Raw genomic sequence first — 21,008 nt, forward strand, 5'->3', positions numbered from 1 at the left:
TGCCGTCGCCTACCGGAAGGAGATCCTGTGCCTGATTGGGAGTATGCCACGGATGTCGTAGTCGTCGGATCCGGTGGGGGGTTGTGCGGCGCCGTTACCGCGGCGGTGCACGGGCTCGAGACCCTTGTCATCGAGAAGGAGCCGCTCATCGGTGGGTCGACGGCGATGTCGGGCGGTGTGCTGTGGCTGCCGAACAACCCTCTGATGCGGGCCGAAGGCGTGCCTGATTCGTTCGATGAAGCCATGGCGTACTTCGACAGTGTCGTCGGCGAGGTGAGGCCGGCGTCGTCGAAGGAGCGCCGCGCCGCCTACATCAATGAAGGCGTCAACATGATCCGCTTCCTGCAGGACCTTGGCATGTCCTTCCGCAGGTGCGAGGGGTACAGCGATTACTACGCCGAGATGCGTGGCGTCGTGGGCTATAGCTCGCGCGGCCGGTCCATCGAACCGACGGTCACCGACGGCAACGAGCTGGGCCCCTGGCTTGCGAAGCTGCGTCCCGGCATTGCGGCCTCGCTCGGGGTCGTCGTGTTCACCGGTGAGTCCGCCGCGCTTCAGACCATCAAGCGTTCGCCGAGGGCGGTGACGACCGCCGCCAAGGTGGCGGCGCGGACGGCCGCGGGGAAGTTGAAGGGCGAGTCCCGGCTCGCGAACGGCGCTGCGCTCGTGGCTCAGGCACTGAAGATCGCCATCGAGCACGAGGTGTCGATCTGGACGGAGACCCCGCTGGTCGACCTCGTCGTCGAGAACGGCCGCGTCACTGGCGTAGTGGCCAAGCGGTGCGGCCGCGACATCCGCATCCGCGCCAACCGCGCTGTGTTGCTGAGCTCCGGTGGGTTTGCCCAAAGCGCCGAGATGCGCCAGCGGTACTCCATGCAGCCCAACTCCGGCGCGTGGACCGTGGCCAGCCCTGGCGACACGGGTGAGGTCATCGAGGCGGCGATCCAGTACGGGGCGGCGTCCGATCTGATGGACGACGCCTGGTGGATTCCGGCCTCGGTCATGCCGGACGGGCGGCCGGCGCCGCACGTCGGCGAGCGGAGCAAGCCTGGCTCAATCATCGTCGACCAGACCGGTGACCGCTATTTCAACGAAGCGTTGTCGTACATGGAGGCGGGCCGCCAGCTGTACGCGCGGAATGAGTCGACTGGCGGGAAGGCCGTCCCGAGCTGGCTCATCATGGACGGCCGGAACCGCTCGCGTTACCTATTCTCGTTCCAGCCGAACACGCCCGACGAGTGGATCTCGAGTGGGTACATGAAGCGAGCGGATACGATCGAGGAGCTCGCACGGCAGTGCGGCATCGATCCGGTCCGGCTGTCCGCCACCGTCGATCGGTTCAACGGCTCCGCCCGCCAGGGCGTCGACCCCGACTTCCACCGGGGCGAGGGTGCATACGAGCGATACATGGGCGACGCTCTGCACAAGCCGAACCCAGCACTCGGTCCGGTCGAGAAGCCGCCGTTCCATGCCGTCGCGCTGTACCCCGGTGACGTGGGCACCAGTGGTGGCCTGCTGAGCGACGAGTTCGCACGCGTGCTGGACACCGAGCAGCGGCCCATAGCGGGTCTCTATGCCACGGGCAACTGCACGGCGACGGTCATGGGCCACGCCTATCCGGGTGCCGGCGCCAGCATCGCCGCCAGCTTCGTCTTCGCCTACATCGGGATGAAGCACGCCGCCCAGGTCGCGTCACGATCCCGGTGATGACGTACCGGCCAGGCTCAGGCGAGCCGAGCCGTCCACCCACCGTCGACCGGGATCACCACACCGGTCACGAAGGACGCTCGTTCGGAGAGGAGGAAAGCGGCAACCTCGGCCTGCTCTCGACTTTCACCTCCCCGGCCGAGCGCTGCTTTGCTGGCCATGTAGTCCACGATCTCCGGTTTTGCGGACCCGTAGAAGTCGGTTTGCGTGAAGCCCGGGGCGATGACGTTCGCGCGGATGCCCTGCTTGCCGTACTCGACAGCGACCGCCTTGGTCAGGGTGTTCATGGCGGACTTCGTCGCCTGGTACATGGCCGCCACCCGTTCCTGTACACCGAGCGAGGCGGCCGAAGAGACATTGACGATGGCGCCGCCACCGCTCTCGAGCATGGCTTCGATGCCGTACTTCATGCTGAGCACCAGGCCTCGAAGGTTCAGCGGCGTCACGGCGTCGTACTCTTCCAGGCTCAGGAACTCACCTCGTCGGCCGCCATGCACGGCGGCTACGTTCATGAGGCCGTCGATCCCGCCGAACGCGTCGCGCGCGGCGCCGAACATCGCGGCGATGTCGCCCTCGACGGAGACGTCCGCGTGGAACGGGACCACCGCGTCCCCGAGCTTGGCTGCGACGTCGTCCTCGGCTCCGCTGATGTCGACCGCAAGCACCTTCGCGCCCTCCCTCACGCACACCTCGGCGGAAGCCTTGCCGATGCCCTGCCCAGCGCCCGTGATCACTGCGACCTTGCCGTCGAGCATGCCCACGTCGTGCCTCCCCTGACTCAAGACTGTTGCATGGCTATCGGCAGGACTCTTGCCACAACTATTGGCAAGACTGTTGCCATGACGACCATTCTCTATGTCCCACCGTCACGCTGTCGAGTGCGTGCCGACCGGGGCTTGACCGAGATCGTCGGCTGGTCCCGACGTTGGACGCTTTCTTCGGAGGTTTCGACATGATGACCCAGGCCGAGCGCGAGGCCGCCTACGAGCGAATCGTTCGGGAGCTCGCGGTGGATCGCATGGGCACCGAGCCGGATGCGCCCCCGCTTCCGCCGTGGGCGGGGACGCCATCACCCCGGGCCGGATCGACGCTGCCGATCGAGGCCGAGATCGCTGGTGTACAGATGATCGAGTATGGCGAGTTTTGGGCCCGTCCCGGCCTCGATCTGCGTACGCGGAGCTTCATCACCCTCGCCGCTCTACAGGCCACCCGCGGCATGTACAAGCAGCTATACCGTCACGTGAACATCGCACTGAACCTCGGCATCACCCCGAACGAGATCCATGAGACGTTTCTCCAGGCCGGTTGCTACTGCGGGCTGCCCGCGGTGGAGAACGCGGCCGACGTCGCCACCGCCGTGTTCGTGCATCGCGGCATTCTGGCCCCCGGCGACGGCGCCACCGTCGAACCGAAGGCCCAGATGGACCACCAGGACCGCCGGGCGGCGATGGCGCGCGTGGCCGCCGCGCTCGGCGTGAACCGGGTCGGTCTCGGCCCCGACGCCCCGCCGCTCGTCCCGTTGCCCGGCCCACTGGCCCAGATCAGCTCCACGCGTGGCGAGGTCGAGGGGGACCTGGCCATGATCGGTGCCCAGTACGGCTATGGCGAGCTCTGGGGCCGCGCCGGCCTCGACCTACGCACGCGCAGCTTCATCACCATGGCAGTGCTCCAGGTCGTGGTCGAGAACGACCAGCTCCACATCCATGTCAACAACGCGCTGAACCTGGGTATCCCCGCCGACGAGATCCACGAGGCGATCGCCCACGTCGGCATGTACGGCGGTGTCTCCGGCTCCCACAACGCGGGGAACGTCGCCAAGGACGTATTGCGCCAGTGGGGCCTGGCGGCCAAGTGATTACTGGACGCCGGGCTCTTCCGGGAGGGAACTGATGTACGACCTACTCGACGGAGTGAAGGTGGTCGAGGTGGCCTCCTGGCTGTTCGGGCCATCGTGTGGAGTCGCGCTCGCCGACTGGGGGGCCGACGTCGTGAAGGTCGAGCCGACCACGAACGGCGGTGACCCCTACCGGGGCTTCTTCCACGCCGGCCCGGTGAACCCGACCATCGAGCTCGCCAACCGAGGCAAGCGCAGCGTTGCCATCGACCTGTCAACGCCCCTCGGCCACGAGGCGTTGCTGCGCTTGGTGGCCGACGCCGACGTGTTCGTGACCAGCCTCCTGCCGGGACCTCGAGGCCGCCTTCGCGTCGACCTCGAGAACATCCGCGCCGCGAACCCGTCGATCGTGTACGTGCGGGCGAGCGGGTACGGCCCCCGCGGGTCGGACGCGGAGACGCCCGGCTACGACGCCGCCGCCGCATGGGCCCGTGGCGGATTTGCCGCGTTCCTCACCCCGCCGGACGCGACCGCCCCCATCCCGCCACCCGGCGGCATCGGCGACTGCGTCGGTGGCCTGAGCATGGCGGGTGCCGTGGCGGCGGCGCTGTTCAAGCGCGAGCGCACCGGCAAGCCCTCGCTGGTCGACATGTCGCTCCTCGCCAGCGCCGTATGGATGAACGCGACCGTGCTCATGACACACGCCAACCCCGGTCCCGACGGCGTGGCGATCCACCGGCGCGATCGCTTCGACACGCGCAATCCGCTGGTGAACAGCTACCGCACGAGCGACGGACGGTGGATCGCCCTCGTCGTGCTCCAGCCCGACCCGCATTGGCCGAGTTTCTGCAACCACATCGGGCGCCCGGACCTCGTTGAGGATCCACGGTTCGTCGACTTCCACGGTCGCATGACGAACGCCCGCGAGCTCGTCGAGCTGCTCGACGCCGAGTTCGGGTCACGGACCCTCGACGAGTGGCGCGAGCGGCTCGCTGGTTTCACCGGCGTGTGGGATGCCCACCAGTCGCCGGAGGAGGTCCTCGACGACCCCCAGGTACTCGCCAACGGCTACATCACGCCCGGCGACGCGTCTGGCCCGCCGCTGCGCGCTGTGGCCTCGCCCGCCCAGTTCGACGGAGGGACCCTTGGCCCCGTTCGGCGGGCCCCCGAACACGGGCAGCACACCGAGGAGATCCTCCTTGCCTGCGGGTACTCATGGGACGACATCCTCGCCATGAAGGAGGCTGGCGCCGTGCTCTGACGTGGTTACGACCGCTTCGGGACGTGGTGCGCACGTGGCGTTAGTCGGTGTAGGCGCCGGCCGCTTCGGCTCGAAGGGCCCTGACGGTGCACTTCTCCCGCGGCCGGCGCGACTCCCTCCTACGTCCGCACGGCCCGGGCGAAGGCGGCAACGCGGTCCCAGAGCACCTCGCGGGTGCGGGCGAAGTTGTGCATGTGGCACATCCGCGGCACGACGCACACCGAGACGTCACGGGAGCCTCGGTACGCGGTGGGCTCCGCCCACGGGTCGGGCACCACGTCGATGTCGCCGCAAGCGATCAGGACCGGCACGTCGATGGCGGCCGCATCGTCGGCGACCACGCCGGGCGCCATCATCGAGGCCGCGGCTGCCGGCCTGGCCGCGGAGCGCCAGCGTGGCAGGGCATCAGCCGGCGAGCCGAGGTCGGCCTCGACGAGCTCCGCTTCTTCGTCGGCGGCGTGGAAGCAGTAGCGGATGAGCGCGAGGTTCTGGGCCACGGCGCCGAGGGCCCGTTCGGCGAACTCTCGGAGGTCAGCGCCGCGGGGCGGGGCGGGGACCGTCAACCGGCTGCCGTCGGGCGCCGGGAAGTTCGAGCCGATGCCGCTCCAACCGAGGAACCCGACGGCGTCGAAGGTGCGGTGACGGGCCTGCTGCACGGTGAGGAGACATCCCCCCATCGATTGCCCCAAACCGATCACCCGTTCGACCGCGACGGGCGGTACGCCGTCGGCCAGCGTGCCGTTCCGCAGACGGTCGACGACGCTCGATGCCGTGGCGTCGTCTGCCGCGGCGAGGCGCTCGAAGGTCAGGTCGAAGGGGTCGCAAGCCGTGCTGTCACCCGCGCCGAGATGGTCACAGGCGACGAACGCGAAGCCTTGCGCTGCGTGGTACTCGGCCTCGCTGTAGCCGGGCAGGAGATCGATGTCGTAGTATCCGCGGCTGTAACCCCCACCGGGGTAGGCGACGAGGACGGTCAGCGGCCCGTCGACACGCTCGGGCAGCCACACCGTGGCTGCGGTCCGCAGCGCCCCATCGAGGTCGACGCGGGCGCTGACGTCGACGATCACCTCGTACGACCGGGCGGCCATCAGTGCATGTCCAGCAGCTCGCGGACCTCAGCGGCGGTGGCGACCTCGCGTCCCATGTTTTTGGCCATCTCGACCACACGGGTAACTAGCTCGGCGTTGGTCGGGAAGCCTAACTCCGGGTACGGGTAGTCGGCCACGCCGATGACGACGTGACCGCCCGCCTCGATTGCCCCCGCCAGCACCGGAAACGCGTTGCAGCCGATCACGCTGACGAGCCAGTGCCAGTCCGCCCCGGGCGGGAAGAAGTCGAGCAGCGAGTACAGGCCCTTGATCGTCGCCGGGTGTCCCAGCCCTCGGAACCTGTCGGCGTACACCGGCAGTTCGGCCAGCAACGGCTGCTCGTACACACCCATCTCGAGGAACGCCTCGGTCAGGCGCAGGGCGGCGACGTTCCACAGCATTGGCACGGGCTTCACGCCGACCGCTCGCACCTGCTGGCAGATGTCGATGAGCGCTCCCGTCGTGTTCGAGTACACCCGGTCCAGGCTGCCGAACTCCTTCCGCTCCACGTCGTAGAGATCGACGTTGCATGTGAGCATGTCGATCGGGACGCAGTCCGGCCTGGTCGCCGGGTCCTTCGCCAGCTGGACGATGTGGCCGACCCGCCCCGTGCTCTGGATGATGTCCGCACCGAGCGTCGGGAACGTGATGAGGTCGCTCTCCTCCCTGATTCGCCGTACCACCTCGCCGTAGCGCTCCACCGCGATTGACGGCGCTCCGGTCGCTGGCTCCGTGGCGTGAAAGTGCACGATCGACGCCCCCGCCCGCCAGCACTCGAGCGCCGTCTCGGCGATCTCCTCGGGCCCGTACGGCACGTGCGGGCTCTTGTCCCGGGTCTGGTACTCGTTGGCCCGCACTTCGATGATCAGCTTCTGCTTCGCCACACCCAACCCCTATGCTCGGACTCGGCACGGCCGGCCGTCGCGTCGCCCCGACCGGTCGCTTAGTTGTATACACCGGAGATGACCGGCCCCGTCGTCCGTCCGGCGCCCACCGTCGACGAGCTCAGCCGGGCCTTCTGGACCGGTGGGGGCCACCGGCCAGCTCCTCATCACGTCCCGCGCCGGCCGCGGACGGCTGTCATTGAGGGTGAACTGCCGCTCAACGCGTCGGGCGGGCAACTCTCCGAGGGTCGCTACGTAGGCTTCGGCCACCTTCACGAGGTGTGCCAGCAGCTTCGCTTCTGGGCCGGCGACCGCCAGATGCCCAGCGCGAGGTCGGCTAGGTCAGCGGCGGGGGTGGCCCGCTCGCCCAGGCATTCCTGCTGACCAACGCACCTCACTAATGCCGCCGGCGAACCTTATGTCGGGGGACGTGCGCCTCAGCGGCGCCGCCTCTCGGTCTTCAATTCCGCCGGGTGGGTGTCGATGGCTCCCGATAGCGGGTGTCGACGACGCGCCGCCATCCGAAGGCGACGTAGGCGCCATCGATGTTCGCCAAAACGGCAGCAGTAGCCCGACTCGGATCGCGGGCAGCGATCGCGTCGACGATCTCGTGCAGGGTCTTGCGGCGCTCCTGTCGTTTGTCCTCGGCGCTCTTGGCGATGGCATCGATGGACGTTGCCCACTCGATCTTCCACCGGACGGTTCGCATGAGGGCGATCAACGTCTCGTTCCCCGACGCCACGGCGAGCTGCTCCGCGAAGCGACCCTTGAACCTGCGAGCGTCGTCGTATCGCCCCTCCTGGCTAGCCCCCTCGGCTTCGTCGAGGATCTGCTTCAAGAGGGCGAGATTTTCGGGGGAGCACCGAATGGCGGCCTGGGCCGCTGCCAACGGCTCGAGGGCTGCCCGCGCGTCGAGCAGGTCATGGGCCGCCTGGGAATCGAGCTTGGCGACGAACGTGCCGCCGTAGCGCTCGGACCGGACGAATCCCTCGGCGGCCAGTTCTCTGATGGCCTCTCGTACCGGAATGCGCGAGACCCCGAACTCCGCGCCCAGCCATTCTTCGGCGAGCCGTCGGCCAGGCTCGAGCTCGCCGCTGATGATCCGGTTCCGCACGGCTCGGACGAGGTCCTGCACGTTGCTGCGTGTCCCAGCGCCGTTGCCGCGAGGCGGCGGTGTCATGTCGTGGTCCTGCTCTCTGGAGGTCGTTGTTCGAGGAGCTCGAAACGCAGGCCGTTCAGGACGTGGCAGCTGAACGTCTTCGGCATCTCCCCGGTCGGCACCGACCCCGACGATCTCAGTCGGGCATCGCCCCGCCAGCCGCCAGCAGTTTGTGGGCGTGCTCCAGATTCGGCACGACGATGCCGACATGGTCGAGGTCCGGATCGATCACCAGGGATTCGTCCGCCGGACCTGAGCCGAGATGACCATGTCCACCACGAAACCGTTCCCCCTTCCGAACCGGACGGCCTATGCTCCTGCGGGTGAGTGTATACACCCGTGGGGCCTGGCTGCAGCCGGGTCGCGGAGGAGGCGAGATGGCGACAACGACGATCGATGTGGAGCCGGTCACACCCGCGGTGGGCGCCCTGATCGGCGGTGTCGATCTGCGCGAGCCGCTCGCACCCGACGCGGTCCAGGCGATTCGCCAAGCGTTGCTCGACCACGGCGTCGTGTTCTTCCGCGGGCAGGACCTGACCCGCGAACAGATGCGCGCGTTCGTCGTGAACTTCGGCACGCCCATCCCCGAGCCGCTCGGTGGCGACAGGACGATGGACCCGATCGGCGAAGGGAACATGCAGGCCACCAAGCGCGGCACGGCGGTGTGGCACAGCGACACCACCTACGTCGAGCATCCGCCCGGGCTCACGGCGCTTCGGGCAATCAGCGTGCCGCCCACGGGCGGGGACACCTGCTGGGGAAGCATGCACGCCGCCTACGACGCTCTGTCGGCACCGCTGCGCGAGTTGCTCGACGGCCTCACTGCCGTGCACTCCGTCGAGCCGGTCATTGCGCGCATGGGTCTCGCCGCGATGGTGCGGGCCGAACGGTCGCCCGACAACGCCTTCGAGTTCACCCATCCCGTCGTCAGGGTGCATCCTGACACCGGGCGCACGGCCCTCTTCGTGAACGAGGGGTGGACTACCCGGATCGTCGAGCTCAGCCTGGCCGAGAGCGCAGCGATCCTGGCGCTGCTGTTCGAGCACGTGAAGTCGCCGGACTTCACGATGCGCTGGCACTGGACGGACAACGCCTTGGCGCTCTGGGATAACCGTTCCGTGCAGCACTACGCCGTGCCCGACTACGACGCGGCAAGGGTCATGCAGCGCGTGGTGCTCGCCGGCGAACGCCCCGTCGGTCCTCGCTGACAGCGCTCCCGCACCGAGCCCGCGGGCATCACGGTATGGCGCCGCCGTTGACGCCGTAGGTCTGGCCGATGATGAACGAGGCCTCTTCGGAGACGAGCTACCTGTAGGGCAGCGGCGATGTCGTCACCGGTGCCCTGCAGGCCGACGGGGACGCGGCTGGCGCCGGCGTCGCCGGTCGGTTCACCCCAGCGCGCGATGCCCTGGCAACAGATCGCCGGGCTTAGCTGGGTGCAGCTGTACCTCCGACGCTGAACGCCCCCAGTGCCAGTTCTGTTGCCGTCTTCGTGGCCAGCTCGGGAGGCTCGCCGCAGACCAGGACGGGGACGTCGCGTACGACGTCGATCCTTGCGGTCGCCGTCCCGGTACCGGTCGGCCCGTGCCAGGCCAGCTCCACGGTCGCCGATCGCCCGCCGGCCGCGATCTCGGTGCGTGCTGAAGTCAGGGCGTGGTCCAGCCAGGCCCAGCCGAACCGTTCGAACAGCTCCCGTTCGGCAACCTGCCCCCAGGAGTCCAGTGCGGTGTTGCCGCGATAGTGGCCACCCAGCGGTGGCCTCCCGTACCGGCGCACGATCGCATCGAGGGCTTCGGCGTCGAGGAAGCCCCAGGCCCGGCCGTCCGGCAGCGTGAACCCGGTCGGGGCGAAGCGGTGGCCGCCGGTGTGGCTGCACCGGCGAACGCGCACGCCAGTCCAGACCGCGGCCACGTCCAGCGCCAGCCGGGTCCCCAGGCGGGCGCAGCAGCGGTCCCGCGCACCGTGCCCGCACAGCAGCACCTCGGCGGGGGCGACCCGCCGCCCGGTATCCGCCCACGGCGCCTCGATCAGGCGGGCGACCGAGTCGGCGAGGTTCCCGGAGGCCACGACGTGGTCGGTGCCCACCAAGCGGCTGGAGTCCACCCGGCGCCAGATCGTCACGCGTACGCCGTGTCCGGCGCCTGGTCCCGGCTGATCACTGGCAATCGCGGCGTCCGCGGGGAAAGTGGGGACGGCCACCTCGCCGACCGGGCCGCCGGGGTCCAGGTCCGGTCTGACCGCGAGCAGCCTGGTGCGGCGAAGGCCACGTCGCTGGAGGTCGGCGAAGGCCGGTATCTCAATGACGTCCTTGGGCCAGGGCGGTGGTACCTCGATGAGGACGAGCGTGTCACAGGTAAGTGCGGACCCGACCGGGTCGACGTTCTGCGCGCGTGTCCACGGTGCGCAGCGGTAGGACAGCGCCGGGAACGTGGAACTGACATTCATAGCGGCACCTTCCGTTGTCCTCGATCTCTTCTCGAGGCGCTCCAGACCAGGCGATCCAGCGACGCCAGGTGTCGCATCGACGAGCACGTCGCTCATGGCCTGGCCGACGCCCGTGTCGGATCGCTCGGTAGCCGATCCCTGCTTCGTCGCGCAGGTGGAGGTAGCGGGTGCCTCGCGACGTGGGTCAGCGGGGGCGGATAGCCTGCCGGAACGGCCGGTTCTTGTCAGTCGAAGGTTCTCGGGGGAGACCGAGGATGCGCTCGCCGATGCCGTTCTTCATCACCTCGGTCGTGCCGCCCGCCACCGAGGCGGTGCGTCCCCTGAGGTAGTCGAAGACAGCGCGGCTGGCCGTCTCGTCACCGGTGCGCCAGGCCATGACCCCCTCGCCGCGTAAGATCAGTTCGATCTCCCGGCGGCGTTGCACGGTCTCGGCGCCGAACATCTTGGCCATCGTGCCGGCGGCGGGGTGGGCGTTCGGATCCTCGGCCACCCGCGTGGCGAGCAGACCGGACACAACATTCCCGACGACGGCTTCCGCGACGAGCTGGCGGACGGCAGGATCGCCGCCTCGGCCGGTGGCGTTGACGAGGTTGATGAGGTCGCGCGCCGGATCAGCCTCACCGCCTCGTTCTGCCTGAAAGACGGGCCCAGTACGCCCGGCGCCGGAGGTCATCGCGCGCGAGTGGTCGAACATCGACGTGGCGACTTTCCAGCCACCCCTGTCCTCACCGAGCAGCGCGTCGGCCGGAACGGTCACGTTGTCGAGGAAGACCTGGCAGAACTCGTCGTCGCCGGTGAGCTGCTTCAGTGGCAGCACCGTGATGCCCGGTGCGTTCAGTGGCACGATGAACGTGGCCAGGCCGGAGTGCTTCGCGACGTCCCAGTCGCTGCGCGCGAGGACTACGGCGTAGTCGGACCATTGGGCGTACGAGCTCCAGACCTTTTCGCCGTTGAGTATCCAGGTGCCGCCGTCGCGTTCGGCGCGGGTGCGAAGTGCGGCGAGGTCGGACCCGGCGCCTGGTTCGGAGAGGAGCTGTACCCAGAGTGCCTGGCCGCGCAACATCTCTGAGAGATAGTGCTGCTTCTGCTGTTCCGTGCCGTAGTCGAGCAGCGTCATCCCGAGGATGGCGAGAGTGATCTGGAAGCCGACCGAGGGCAGCTCGTAGGGGCCGGCTTCTTCGTTGAACACGGTCTGGTGGGCCGGCGTGAGGCCCTGGCCGCCGTACCGTTCGGGCCAGGTGATGCCCGCGAATCCGGCGGCATGCTGAAGTATCTGGAAACGTCGCGTCTCGGCCCAGTACTCGGGCTGGTCCTCGGTGCGGGTGAAGTGGTGTGGTGCGTGTTCGGCGAGCCAGGCGCGGGCACGGGCGCGGAAGTGGTCGAGGTCGGTGTCGTTCGGGTCGACGGGCATCAGGCTGCCACCCCCACGACGTCGCCGAGCCGGTCGCTGTGCCACTCGGGCGTGCCGTAAGGCATCCGGTTGGACTGGACGCGGCGTAGAAACAGGTGTGAGTCGTCTTCCCATACCCACCGTTTGACCGCGGAGACCAGGTAGCCGTCCTTGTGCGGTGTCGCGGTTGTGCGGACAGCGCTCTCGTCCCAGCAGCCGGGTCCATCGGCGATCGCCAAGGTAGCGACGGTGGACCCGCTGGTCAGCTGGGGGAGCAGGGCCTGTCGCTCGGGGGTGATGGCGTTGTCCATGGTCAGGCGTGACCTCTCCGTTCGCCACGGCGCTGGTCGAGCATCTGTGTGATCGCGCGCCGGTTGGGTTTACCGCTAGACAGGTAGGGGATCTCGTTCTGACCGAGCAGCTCGATCATGGTGGGTACCTTGTACGAGGACAGCGCCCGACGGCATGCGGTGAGCAACTCGACGAAATCGATGGTGTGCCCGTTCTCCGGGACGACGCCGGCGACGACCTCCTCGCCGTACTTCTCGTGGGGTACGCCGGCCACGAACGAGATACGGACGCCCGGCTGGCCGTTGAGGACGACCTCGACCTCGGCCGGTGCCACGTTGGCCCCCCTGGTTTTGATCATATCTTTAATTCGGGCGGAGAAGAAGTACCGATCGTGTTCCATGTAACCGAGGTCCCCGGTGGCATAGAACCCGTCGGGGGTGAACACCTCCTCACGTTCGCGTTTGTACAGGCCCTGCATGAGACCGTAGCCCCGGACGTGGAACTCGCCAATTTGACCGTCCGCCACCTGGGCACCGGTCTCGGGATTGACGATCCGGCACTCCATGCCGGTGACATTGCTCCACGGGCCGAACGTCTCGGTCATGCCGATTCCGGTCGCCATATGGCCCCGGCTGCTAGGGCCGCCCTGCCACGGGCGCATGGGCAACTCACGGATGGTCGGGATCACGCTGGCGACGTCGGCGTCCCCGAACAGTGACCGCATCGCCTGCGGGCTGCCCAGGATGCTCGATGCCCGTTCACGCTCGCCGAGTTCGAGTGCGGCCGCGGCGTTCAGCCGCTCGAGCGTCAGGATCGCCGCGCCGCTGTGCAGGGCGGAAAGCACCTCCTGCACGCCACCGATCCAGAAGAACGGCATCAGGCTGAGGACCCGCCCAGGGAATATCGCGTTCAACGCGGCGTTGGCCCGCGGAGAGGTTTTACGGACCACCGCGCCCTGGGAATGCACGACCGCCTTCGGATCGGCCGCGGTACCCGACGTGAAAACCACCACGGCGGGATCCGCCGGCGCCACCTCGTCCTCGACCGTGCCGAGCAGCGCGTCATCGATCCCGTCTACCACCTCGCCGGCGCCATCGGCCGACACGTCGAATCGTCCCGCCCACACCCGGGAACTACCACCCAGCAACCAGACAGCCCGCAGATACGGCGCCACTGGAATCCGCAGGCGACCAGCATCCGCTGAATCAAGCCCAGGCAGCGTTTCCTCCAGGAAATCCTCATGGTCCTTTCCGAGGATCGTCGGCGCGGAGAGCAGGAGCGAAACATCACCAATACGCATCGCCGTACGCAGCTCCACCGGCCGGTAGATCGTGCTGAACGGCATGGCCATTGCCCCGACCCGGGTGACAGCGGCGAACGCCACCACCCACTCTGGGCCCGACGGGAGATGAATCCCTACCCGACTACCCTTACCCACACCCGCGGCCAGAAGATGCTTCGCCAGTCGGCGTGACGCCCCTTCGAGCTGACGGAAAGACAATCGCCGGTCAGGTAACACCACATAGTCACCGTCACCGAACAACGACGCCGCGCGCCGGACGATCAGCGGGATCGTCGGCCGACAGGGCTGCTCGGGTGAGGTCATTACCGCCGGCCCTTCAGGTCCGCTCTCTGCCATTCATCCAAGTCCTTTGTGATCTGGGCGCGCCGCCGCTGGTGCCGTCGAGCGCGTGAAGCCGGGCCCATCGATGACGTCAGGCTCACGGAGAGGCGGGGCCAGCCTAGCTCCGCCGCACGCCCCGCTTCTCGACCACAGCGCCGCCGGTGACCTCGAGCCGACACGCCAACCGGATCTCCCCGAGGCGACCCGCTCGTGCTCCCAGAAGAGTGCGGATCGCGTCCCCTTCTTCGCTCTCCGGTGGAGCAAGATTCTCTACGCCATCCAGTACTCTGACATGGCACACGGCGCACTGTGCCTGCCCGTAGCACACCGTGGGCCAGTCGAAACCCTCGCGCCAGGCCGCTTCGATGAGGGTCTCGCCCGGGCTGACCTCGATGGTCACTCCGAGCGGCTCAACTCGCACGACTGGAACCGCACCGCCGACGCCACGCTGAGGATCCATCTCGGAGCCCCAGGTCAATCTTTGCCGGTGGTCCGCACCGTGCCGCGTGCCGTCAGAGGCGGCAGAACGCGCCTATTCGCCAACCTGGACCTCCACGAACTGGTCATCCGCTCCGACTGGCGGCGGATCGGACGAGCGGACACGGGTGATGACGAGCCTCGACCGCCATGTGTGACGTTTCTACAAAGGATCTACACGCGTCAGGCCATCGCGGTGGAACGGTCAACGTATTAAGGAGCCTGTCCCCTGGGTGCCGCGCTGGGGCTACTGCTCAGCGCGCAAGGTACCTGTCGAGCTGTATGTGGCTGTTGGCGATGCCGTCCTCCCACTTCCGCGCCAGACGGGTGGACTTGAGTCCAGGCATGTGCAGTCCGCGCTGCTGACGCTCGATATTGCCAAAGTCCTGCCGCGCGATTAGCGGCCATGCCTCGTCGTCGAACTCGAACACGCCGTCGAACTTCGGTTTGCCCGGATCGTGGCCCTCCGGCTGCAGCGTCAGGGACCACATCTCGAAGTAGCAGTACTCGGGATCGTCCCGGTCTGGCCGTGACCGATAGGTGATCGCGTTGCCAAAGAGAGGATGGATCTTGAAGCTCGGGAAGATAAACCACTGGCTACTCCAAAGGCCGAGCACAGCCGGGTCCGGATCGGGAAGCTTGATTCCAGCTCCGGCATTCCAGGCGTACATCGACTTCACGAAATTCTTCGAGAACTGCTCCGGCGGGCAGGTACGAAGAGACTCTGCGACGTGGAGATCCTTCGCCAGAACGCTGGTCTGCAGCTGCTCGTGGACCATGCGAAGGTAGGAGATAGTCTGCTCGGGGTCGGCCGTGCCGCCGAGGCCGAGACTGCTCTTTACCGTTCCCTGCGCCGCGCTGTTCGGATCCTTCTCCAGGCTGGCGTGCCCGTTCTCATAGGAGTGCTGAAGATCGTGCGGGTTGCGGAAGTCGTCGCCAGCACCCAGTGTCAGCTGCGTGTGAGTGCCCCTGACGTGCCAGCCCTCCATGAACGCTTCCAGCGCCAGTTTCCAGTTGGCTTTCAGGCGCACTGCCTTCCACCAGTCGACGCGCATGTCGGCGATCAGGAGCGGGTCCAAGAAGTCCGGCACCGGATGAAGAGCCTCCAGCAGTGGTGGCGCGTTGAGGTCCATGTTGATGAACACGCACCCCGCCCAGGTCCCGACCCGGCACTCGACCAGTCGCAGGTCGTCGGGCCTCATAACCCGATCCTCAAAACCCTCCGAGCCGTACATCGGCAGCGACGGGGAGCCATCCAGGTTCCAGCGCCAGGCATGGAACGGGCAAACGATCTGAGCGCCCCGGAAGCTCCCGCAGCCCTGGGCCAACTGGGTACCCCGATGCCGGCAGGCGTTCTGGTAGGCCTTGATCTCTGTCGGGCTCGATCGGACTACAATCACGGAGTAGCTCGCGACCCAGTACTCGACGTAGTCGCCGACGTTGGGAATCTCCTCCAGTCGGCAGGCCATCTGCCAGACGTGAGGCCACAGCTTCTCGTTCTCCAGCTCGAAGAACGTTCGGTTGAAATACCGCTGAGGTGGGATGTACGACCGGTCGGTGATCGCGAAGGGGGCCGCCGAGGTATTGGCCTCCGCCGAGCTGTCGCCGTACGTCACCGGGGGGATCACTTCTGTCACTGTGACCTCCGTGGTTCGATCTGGTCGACCTCGACCAGATCTTCTCGGGCCGACCCGGCAAAGTCCCTCTTTACAGGATCAAATCGTGTATCTACGATGCCGGCATGTCAAGATGCGATATCGAACAACTTCGTATCACTACGAGCGTTGAAGCCGACACCGCGCAGTTACTCCCAGATTCGCGCGTTATCAAGGCGGAGTCTGTCGCGTGTGACGATAACCGGATAATCGGCTCTGGACGCACATTCAGTACAACACTGCGACCCGAGACGGTCGTTCGGGAACTACTCGAAGCGGACTTAAACAGCTCCCAGGGCGTCGTTAATCTTCTTGCCACCGTGGGCCTGGATCTGGCCCAGCCGCTTGACCTGGCCGGCCTGGGGTTCATTGATGAGATCGGCGTTCCCGAGGGGCCATTCCCAGCCGCCCCATTTATGTTCGAGGGCTGTTACATGAATCCAAGGATGCTCATCGCCGTCGCAAGTCACGGCCCAGGCACGCGGAAGCTCGAAGGAACGATTCGTAGTGTCGATGACGCCTACGAGTTCGACGGCACGGTCTCCTGTGGACACTGGCGAATGGTCGCCCAGCGTCTCCGGTTGGTCAGAGCGGCGGTCAAGCATTATGTGGCGTTCCGGGAGGGCGCCGACCTGATCGCCTCCTGGCGGTCGGAGGGTTTCGACATACAGGTCGAACATGACTTCCTGGACGTGGCCACAGCTCAGCAGCCACCCGATCTCACCAAGCTCGTCGCAAGCGCCGAGGCGGATGCGTGGCGCGTCTTCGTCGCGGTCCACGCCCAGCTGCTTCGCGACCACCTTCCAAACCTCACGGTCTGGCTGGCGCACCGAGGCGCGTCGGTCAGGATCGCTGCCCTCCCAAGCAGCCTCGGCGCCGCGCTCATGGTGCAGCTGCACAACCTGGTCGTGGACGGTCTAGAGATCCGTCGGTGCGTCAACGAGACCTGCGGCCGCCCATTCACCCGGCAACGGGGACGCGCCCTGAAAGGTCAGTATCGAACGTCTGGCGTGACCTACTGTGATGCCGCGTGCGCCAAGGCCCAAATGCAACGTGAATATCGGCGGCGTAACCGGCAGCGGTCAGCCGCCCAAGCGTCGACCGGAAACCCCCCTCCCGGGGCGTAGCTGGTTGAGGAAACCAAAAGTACGCTGTCCGCCCGGCCTGAACAGTGGTCTGATCGAGTATGCACGGCGACAACCAGCGCCGACCGTCCCGCCGGGGCGCTCGCTCCGCCCGCCTTGACCGAGCGGCCACGTCCGGGCAAGGGTGCGGGCTCGAGGGGCGGGTTCCCGGCGCGGACCGCCCAGACACGCGCGATCGGCGAGCGTCCTCGCTCCCTGCCTGACCGATCTCGAAACGTTGACCACGACCTGCTGTCGTGGGTGCGGGCAGACCCGAGCCTGGTAAGGCCGCCCCTGTCAGGCGCTGACGGCGGTGAACTCGAGGTGAAGTGCCATCAGCCCTTGGAAGAGGCTGCTTGGACCGTACTCATAGCGGCGGGCGTCTGCCGGACCGTGGGTCTCAGAGATCGTGTTGGCGCTCGTGCGGTCAAGGATGCGCCCGAGCGCGACCCAGGCCTCGGCCCTGGCCAGCGGCTGACCCAGGCAGCTGTGTATGCCCCTCGCGAACGCGATCTGCTCGTGGGCGTTCGTTCTGCCGAGGCGAACCTCGTCCGGCTGCTCGAAGCGGTGCGGACAACGGTTGACGGCGCCAATCATGATCATTACGGTTGTTCTGGCCGGAATGGTCACGCCGCCGAGGATCGTTGTCCATCGGGTCATCTGGAAGTGATCCTTCTGCCGGCATCGCCACCACCGTGGTCACTGGAACAGGCAACCAGGGTCAGCAAGGTCGCAAGAAATCCCGCCAGAAGAACGTGGCGTCCACGGTGTCTCAAAGGTTTGGCACATAGACTTTCCGCCATGCTGTCCGCCTGTGCGGGTGACGCCTCTGTTGTTGAGGAAGCCCTAGGGTTAGTGATGATGACAGGTGAAGTTCCATGAGGTCAAGAGTCGGACACCAACAGCTTCGTACCACTGTTGGTCTGAGCGGACCGGCCTTGAACCGAAAGCCCGCCGCCGCGGGTATATATGGGTAACCGAACCACAAGAAGGCCTGCGCCGCCGGGTATCGGTGAGTAGACGGATCGACCGCAGGGTATCCGTACTCGCATCGAGGCGCGGTGGCATATCCGTCCGGGCGGTGACTCGGCGGCGGAGGCCGCGCGGCCGGGACCAGAGTCGTCGGCCGGTTCGTTGTCGGTCGCCAGCAGTCGGCGTGGCGATGGCTCCCGTGGTGTTGTCGGTCCGCGGAGCCGACCGGTGGGGCGTGGTACGTCAGCCACCCCAACGACACGGACAACTCCTGTTCGGCGCTAACCCCGTGATACGAAGCTGTTCGGTATCGAATGTTGACACGCGATTCAGCTCGGATGCACGATCGACCCAAACCACAGCGCATCCGGAAGATCGACGGCCGCCGGCAGCGCTCTTAGCTGAGAGGCTTTCAAGCCGTGGTCGTCGCCTCAATGCTCGGGCTGGCTGTAGCTACCTCCGCTCAATCCACTGGTGTCGCGACAGGAAATGGTTGCTGCTTTGACGCTCTGGCATAATTGCTGATCCTCGGCTTGGTCCGGGCCGCGTGCCGCTTCGACACGGTGCCGGACCGCAATTTCTGCTGGCTCACTGACCTGGGGCGCGGCCATTCTCGACAGCGATCCCGGCGGCCTGTCAGCGGCGGAGAATCCGGGGGCCGTCGACGGCATTCGTACCCAGGCGAAACGGCTCGGGTCCGCGTGGCGGCGAACCCGGTGCGCGGTTCCCGATAGCCACCGTCGAGAGGACGGACGCCGCCTCAGGCGCGCGGCGACGACGGCGGTGACGCGGGCGGGTGCCGGCCTCGCCGGCGGGCAGGTGTCCCCAATGTCATGTCATCTGTTTTGTTGCCCGCTGTGTGAGGAGTCGATCCCGTGTCCAAGTCACCTGCCAGAGTTGCGATCGTCACAGGTGCTGCCCGCGGCATCGGCGCGGCCACCGCGAAGCGCCTTGCCGCGGACGGTCTCGAGGTAGCCGTGCTTGACCTGGAGACGGCGGCGACCAAGAGCACCGTGGCGGCGGTCGAAGCGGCCGGTGGGCGGGCGCTGTCCGTCGGTGCGGACGTGACCAACGCCGAACTGGCCCAGGCCGCGGTTGAGCGGGTCGCGGCCGAGCTCGGCCCGCCGACAGTGCTCGTCAACAATGCCGGGATCACCCGCGACAACCTGCTGTTCAAGATGACCGAGAGCGACTGGGACGCCGTGCTGGGAGTCCACCTGCGGGGGGCGTTCCTGATGGCGCGCGCGACCCAGCAGTACATGGTCGAGGCAGGCTGGGGGGAGGATCGTCAACCTTTCGAGCACCTCGGCGCAGGGTAATCGCGGTCAGGCGAACTACTCCGCCGCGAAGGCAGGGCTGCAGGGATTCACCAAGACCCTGGCGGTCGAGCTCGGCAAGTTCGGCATCACGTCCAACTGCGTAGCACCCGGCTTCATTGCCACCGGCATGACGAAAGCGACCGCCGCCCGGCTCGGTCAGGACTGGGAAACGTACATCGTCGCCCGTGCCGCCGGGATTCCAGTGGGCCGGGTCGGCCAGGTCGAGGACATCGCGAACGCCGTGTCCTTCTTTGTGGGCGAGGCAGCCGGCTTCGTGTCCGGCCAGGTGATCTACGTAGCCGGCGGTCCCAAAGACTGATCGGGCAGGTCAGCCGACCACGCGCCGCGCCGCGCTCTGGATGGCGTCCAGCGCCCCCGCGGTCCGGTCGCGGTCGCGCCGGTGGTCGTCAGTGGCCACAGTCCGTCGATTCACGTTCGCGCGAGCCTCGCCTTGTCAGCGCCCCCGCGAGACTGGCCGACCAGCCCCATGCAAACGGCAGGATCGATAGGCCGGACACCCCGGCCGGAGGGGTGACCTAATGCGACGAATTGTGTACGGAGCTGAGCATGAGGCGTTCCGGATGGCAGTCCGCGCCTTTCTTGAGAAGGAGGTCGGCGCGCACTACTCCGAGTGGGAGGAAGCCGGCCGGCCGCCGCGCGACTTCTATTACCGGGCCGGCGAGATCGGCATTCTCGGGCTCGGCATACCGGAGTGCTACGGCGGCGGCGGCGCGGAATTCCTGTTCAACGCGGTTGTCACCGAGGAGGCGGCGAGGGCCGGTTATGCACTCGGCCCGCTGCGAATACACGCGGACATCTGTGTGCCGTATTTCGTACACCATGCTGCCGAGGAGCAGAAGGCACGGTGGCTGCCCAAGCTCGCCAGCGGCGAGTTGGTCGCGGCGCTGGCGCTGACCGAACCCGGCGCTGGTTCGGACCTGGCCGGCGTCGTCACCACCGCCCGTCGCGACGGCGACCGCTACGTCGTGAACGGCTCGAAGACGTTCATCACCGGCGGCCTGAACGCCGACCTGTTCGTCACCGCGGTCAAGACCGATCCAACCAAGCGGCATGCCGGACTGTCGCTGCTGGTCATTCCAGCGGAATCGGCCGGCGTCACCCGGGGCGCGCCGCTGCGAAAGCTTGGGTTGCACGGCCAGGATACTGCCGAGATCTTCTTCAACGACGTGATCGTGCCGGCGTCCGACCTGCTCGGCGGGGAGGGAGACGGCTTCACCTACCTGACCTCGAACCTCCCGCAGGAGCGGCTGTCGATCGCCATCAACTCGCAGAGCGCCGCGGCGTCGGTACTCGATCAGACGGTTGCGTATGTCAGCGGCCGGACCGCCTTCGGGAAGACTCTCAGCGCCTTCCAGAACACAAGGTTCGTGCTGGCCGGGTGCGCCACCGAAGTCGAGGCCGGACAGGTGCTGCTGGACCGGGCGCTGGCCGCGCACGCGGCCGGCGAGCTGACGCCGGTCGACGCGGCAAAGGTCAAGCTCTTCTGCACCGAGATGCAGGGCCGAGTGGTCGACGCCTGCCAGCAGCTGTTCGGCGGGTATGGCTACATGAGCGAGTACCCGGTCGCGCGAGCCTGGGCAGACGCCCGGGTCGGCCGGATCTACGGCGGCTCCAGCGAGATCATGAAAACGATCATTGCGAAGTCCCTCGGCCTGTGAGGTGGGTGCCTGCACGCGGTGCCCGCGGCGTGGCCGGGACGTCGCTGGTGCGGGCGAGGTCGTACGGGCGTCCGTCTCCGTTGCGAGACTGCCGGGCAC

General features: G+C 67.3%; 18 protein-coding genes and 1 pseudogene. 8 read left to right on the plus strand and 11 right to left on the minus strand.

Annotated features, from left to right (window positions below):
* Window positions 1-27 precede the first annotated feature (27 nt).
* Entirely contained in the window at window positions 28-1,707 is a 1,680-nt protein-coding gene (locus tag BCD48_RS41310; protein ID WP_071053855.1) for an FAD-dependent oxidoreductase, read from the plus strand.
* A gap of 17 nt (window positions 1,708-1,724) precedes the next feature.
* Here BCD48_RS41310 and BCD48_RS41315 read toward each other — a convergent pair whose 3' ends face one another.
* Window positions 1,725-2,462: an SDR family NAD(P)-dependent oxidoreductase gene (locus tag BCD48_RS41315; RefSeq protein ID WP_071053856.1), complete on the minus strand. Its 738-nt coding sequence runs from the start codon at window positions 2,460-2,462 to the stop codon at window positions 1,725-1,727.
* A gap of 197 nt (window positions 2,463-2,659) precedes the next feature.
* On the opposite strand from BCD48_RS41315, the gene BCD48_RS41320 reads away from it, so the two are divergent.
* Together BCD48_RS41320 and BCD48_RS41325 are read left to right on the plus strand one after the other, a co-directional pair.
* Window positions 2,660-3,562 carry a carboxymuconolactone decarboxylase family protein gene (locus BCD48_RS41320; protein ID WP_071053857.1) on the plus strand — a complete coding sequence of 301 codons (903 nt, stop codon included), beginning with the start codon at window positions 2,660-2,662 and terminating at the stop codon, window positions 3,560-3,562.
* A gap of 34 nt (window positions 3,563-3,596) precedes the next feature.
* On the plus strand, window positions 3,597-4,802 hold the full coding sequence (locus BCD48_RS41325; protein ID WP_071053858.1) for a CaiB/BaiF CoA transferase family protein: 1,206 nt from the start codon (window positions 3,597-3,599) through the stop codon (window positions 4,800-4,802).
* Window positions 4,803-4,921: 119 nt separating this feature from the next.
* Here BCD48_RS41325 and BCD48_RS41330 read toward each other — a convergent pair whose 3' ends face one another.
* Both BCD48_RS41330 and BCD48_RS41335 read right to left on the minus strand, forming a co-directional pair.
* Window positions 4,922-5,890 (minus strand): alpha/beta hydrolase, encoded by a 969-nt coding sequence (locus BCD48_RS41330; protein WP_071053859.1) that lies wholly within the window; start codon window positions 5,888-5,890, stop codon window positions 4,922-4,924.
* Window positions 5,890-6,774, minus strand: a complete 885-nt coding sequence (locus BCD48_RS41335; protein WP_071053860.1) for a beta-keto acid cleavage family enzyme — start codon at window positions 6,772-6,774, stop codon at window positions 5,890-5,892. Before BCD48_RS41335 ends, BCD48_RS41330 begins: the two co-directional genes overlap by 1 nt.
* Window positions 6,775-6,852: 78 nt before the next feature.
* On the opposite strand from BCD48_RS41335, the gene BCD48_RS57040 reads away from it, so the two are divergent.
* On the plus strand, window positions 6,853-7,158 hold the full coding sequence (locus tag BCD48_RS57040) for a thiolase C-terminal domain-containing protein (RefSeq protein ID WP_397428819.1): 306 nt from the start codon (window positions 6,853-6,855) through the stop codon (window positions 7,156-7,158).
* Window positions 7,159-7,234: 76 nt separating this feature from the next.
* On the opposite strand, the gene BCD48_RS41340 is transcribed toward BCD48_RS57040, so the two are convergent.
* Window positions 7,235-7,954 (minus strand): GntR family transcriptional regulator, encoded by a 720-nt coding sequence (locus BCD48_RS41340; RefSeq protein WP_071053861.1) that lies wholly within the window; start codon window positions 7,952-7,954, stop codon window positions 7,235-7,237.
* 356 nt (window positions 7,955-8,310) lie between these two features.
* Here BCD48_RS41340 and BCD48_RS41345 point away from each other — a divergent pair, with 356 nt between their 5' ends.
* Complete coding sequence (locus BCD48_RS41345; protein ID WP_071053862.1) at window positions 8,311-9,141, plus strand: TauD/TfdA dioxygenase family protein; 831 nt, start codon at window positions 8,311-8,313, stop codon at window positions 9,139-9,141.
* Between the two features lie 220 nt (window positions 9,142-9,361).
* On the opposite strand, the gene BCD48_RS41350 is transcribed toward BCD48_RS41345, so the two are convergent.
* From BCD48_RS41350 to BCD48_RS41375, 6 genes are all read right to left on the minus strand, one after another.
* Window positions 9,362-10,378: a ferredoxin family protein gene (locus tag BCD48_RS41350; RefSeq protein WP_071053863.1), complete on the minus strand. Its 1,017-nt coding sequence runs from the start codon at window positions 10,376-10,378 to the stop codon at window positions 9,362-9,364.
* Between the two features lie 184 nt (window positions 10,379-10,562).
* Window positions 10,563-11,789: an acyl-CoA dehydrogenase family protein gene (locus BCD48_RS41355; RefSeq protein ID WP_071053864.1), complete on the minus strand. Its 1,227-nt coding sequence runs from the start codon at window positions 11,787-11,789 to the stop codon at window positions 10,563-10,565.
* Window positions 11,789-12,079, minus strand: coding sequence for a hypothetical protein (locus tag BCD48_RS52750; RefSeq protein ID WP_071053865.1), 291 nt, complete (start codon window positions 12,077-12,079; stop codon window positions 11,789-11,791). The genes BCD48_RS41355 and BCD48_RS52750 overlap by 1 nt, the downstream gene beginning before the upstream one ends.
* Before the next feature lie 2 nt (window positions 12,080-12,081).
* Window positions 12,082-13,665: a class I adenylate-forming enzyme family protein gene (locus BCD48_RS41365; RefSeq protein WP_071053866.1), complete on the minus strand. Its 1,584-nt coding sequence runs from the start codon at window positions 13,663-13,665 to the stop codon at window positions 12,082-12,084.
* 136 nt (window positions 13,666-13,801) lie between these two features.
* On the minus strand, window positions 13,802-14,143 hold the full coding sequence (locus BCD48_RS41370) for a 2Fe-2S iron-sulfur cluster-binding protein (protein WP_083420007.1): 342 nt from the start codon (window positions 14,141-14,143) through the stop codon (window positions 13,802-13,804).
* Between the two features lie 271 nt (window positions 14,144-14,414).
* Entirely contained in the window at window positions 14,415-15,797 is a 1,383-nt protein-coding gene (locus BCD48_RS41375) for an aromatic ring-hydroxylating oxygenase subunit alpha (RefSeq protein WP_312624859.1), read from the minus strand.
* 104 nt (window positions 15,798-15,901) lie between these two features.
* Here BCD48_RS41375 and BCD48_RS41380 point away from each other — a divergent pair, with 104 nt between their 5' ends.
* Window positions 15,902-16,942: a hypothetical protein gene (locus BCD48_RS41380; RefSeq protein ID WP_131804222.1), complete on the plus strand. Its 1,041-nt coding sequence runs from the start codon at window positions 15,902-15,904 to the stop codon at window positions 16,940-16,942.
* Between the two features lie 294 nt (window positions 16,943-17,236).
* On the opposite strand, the gene BCD48_RS41385 is transcribed toward BCD48_RS41380, so the two are convergent.
* Window positions 17,237-17,599 (minus strand): cytochrome P450, encoded by a 363-nt coding sequence (locus tag BCD48_RS41385; protein WP_071053869.1) that lies wholly within the window; start codon window positions 17,597-17,599, stop codon window positions 17,237-17,239.
* 1,187 nt (window positions 17,600-18,786) lie between these two features.
* On the opposite strand from BCD48_RS41385, the pseudogene BCD48_RS41390 reads away from it, so the two are divergent.
* Together BCD48_RS41390 and BCD48_RS41395 are read left to right on the plus strand one after the other, a co-directional pair.
* Window positions 18,787-19,549 (plus strand): annotated as a pseudogene (locus BCD48_RS41390) (SDR family oxidoreductase).
* A gap of 220 nt (window positions 19,550-19,769) precedes the next feature.
* Window positions 19,770-20,909, plus strand: a complete 1,140-nt coding sequence (locus BCD48_RS41395) for an acyl-CoA dehydrogenase family protein (protein ID WP_071053870.1) — start codon at window positions 19,770-19,772, stop codon at window positions 20,907-20,909.
* Window positions 20,910-21,008: the final 99 nt, after the last annotated feature.

The organism is Pseudofrankia coriaricola (assembly GCF_001854805.1).
Lineage (GTDB): Bacteria > Actinomycetota > Actinomycetes > Frankiales > Frankiaceae > Pseudofrankia.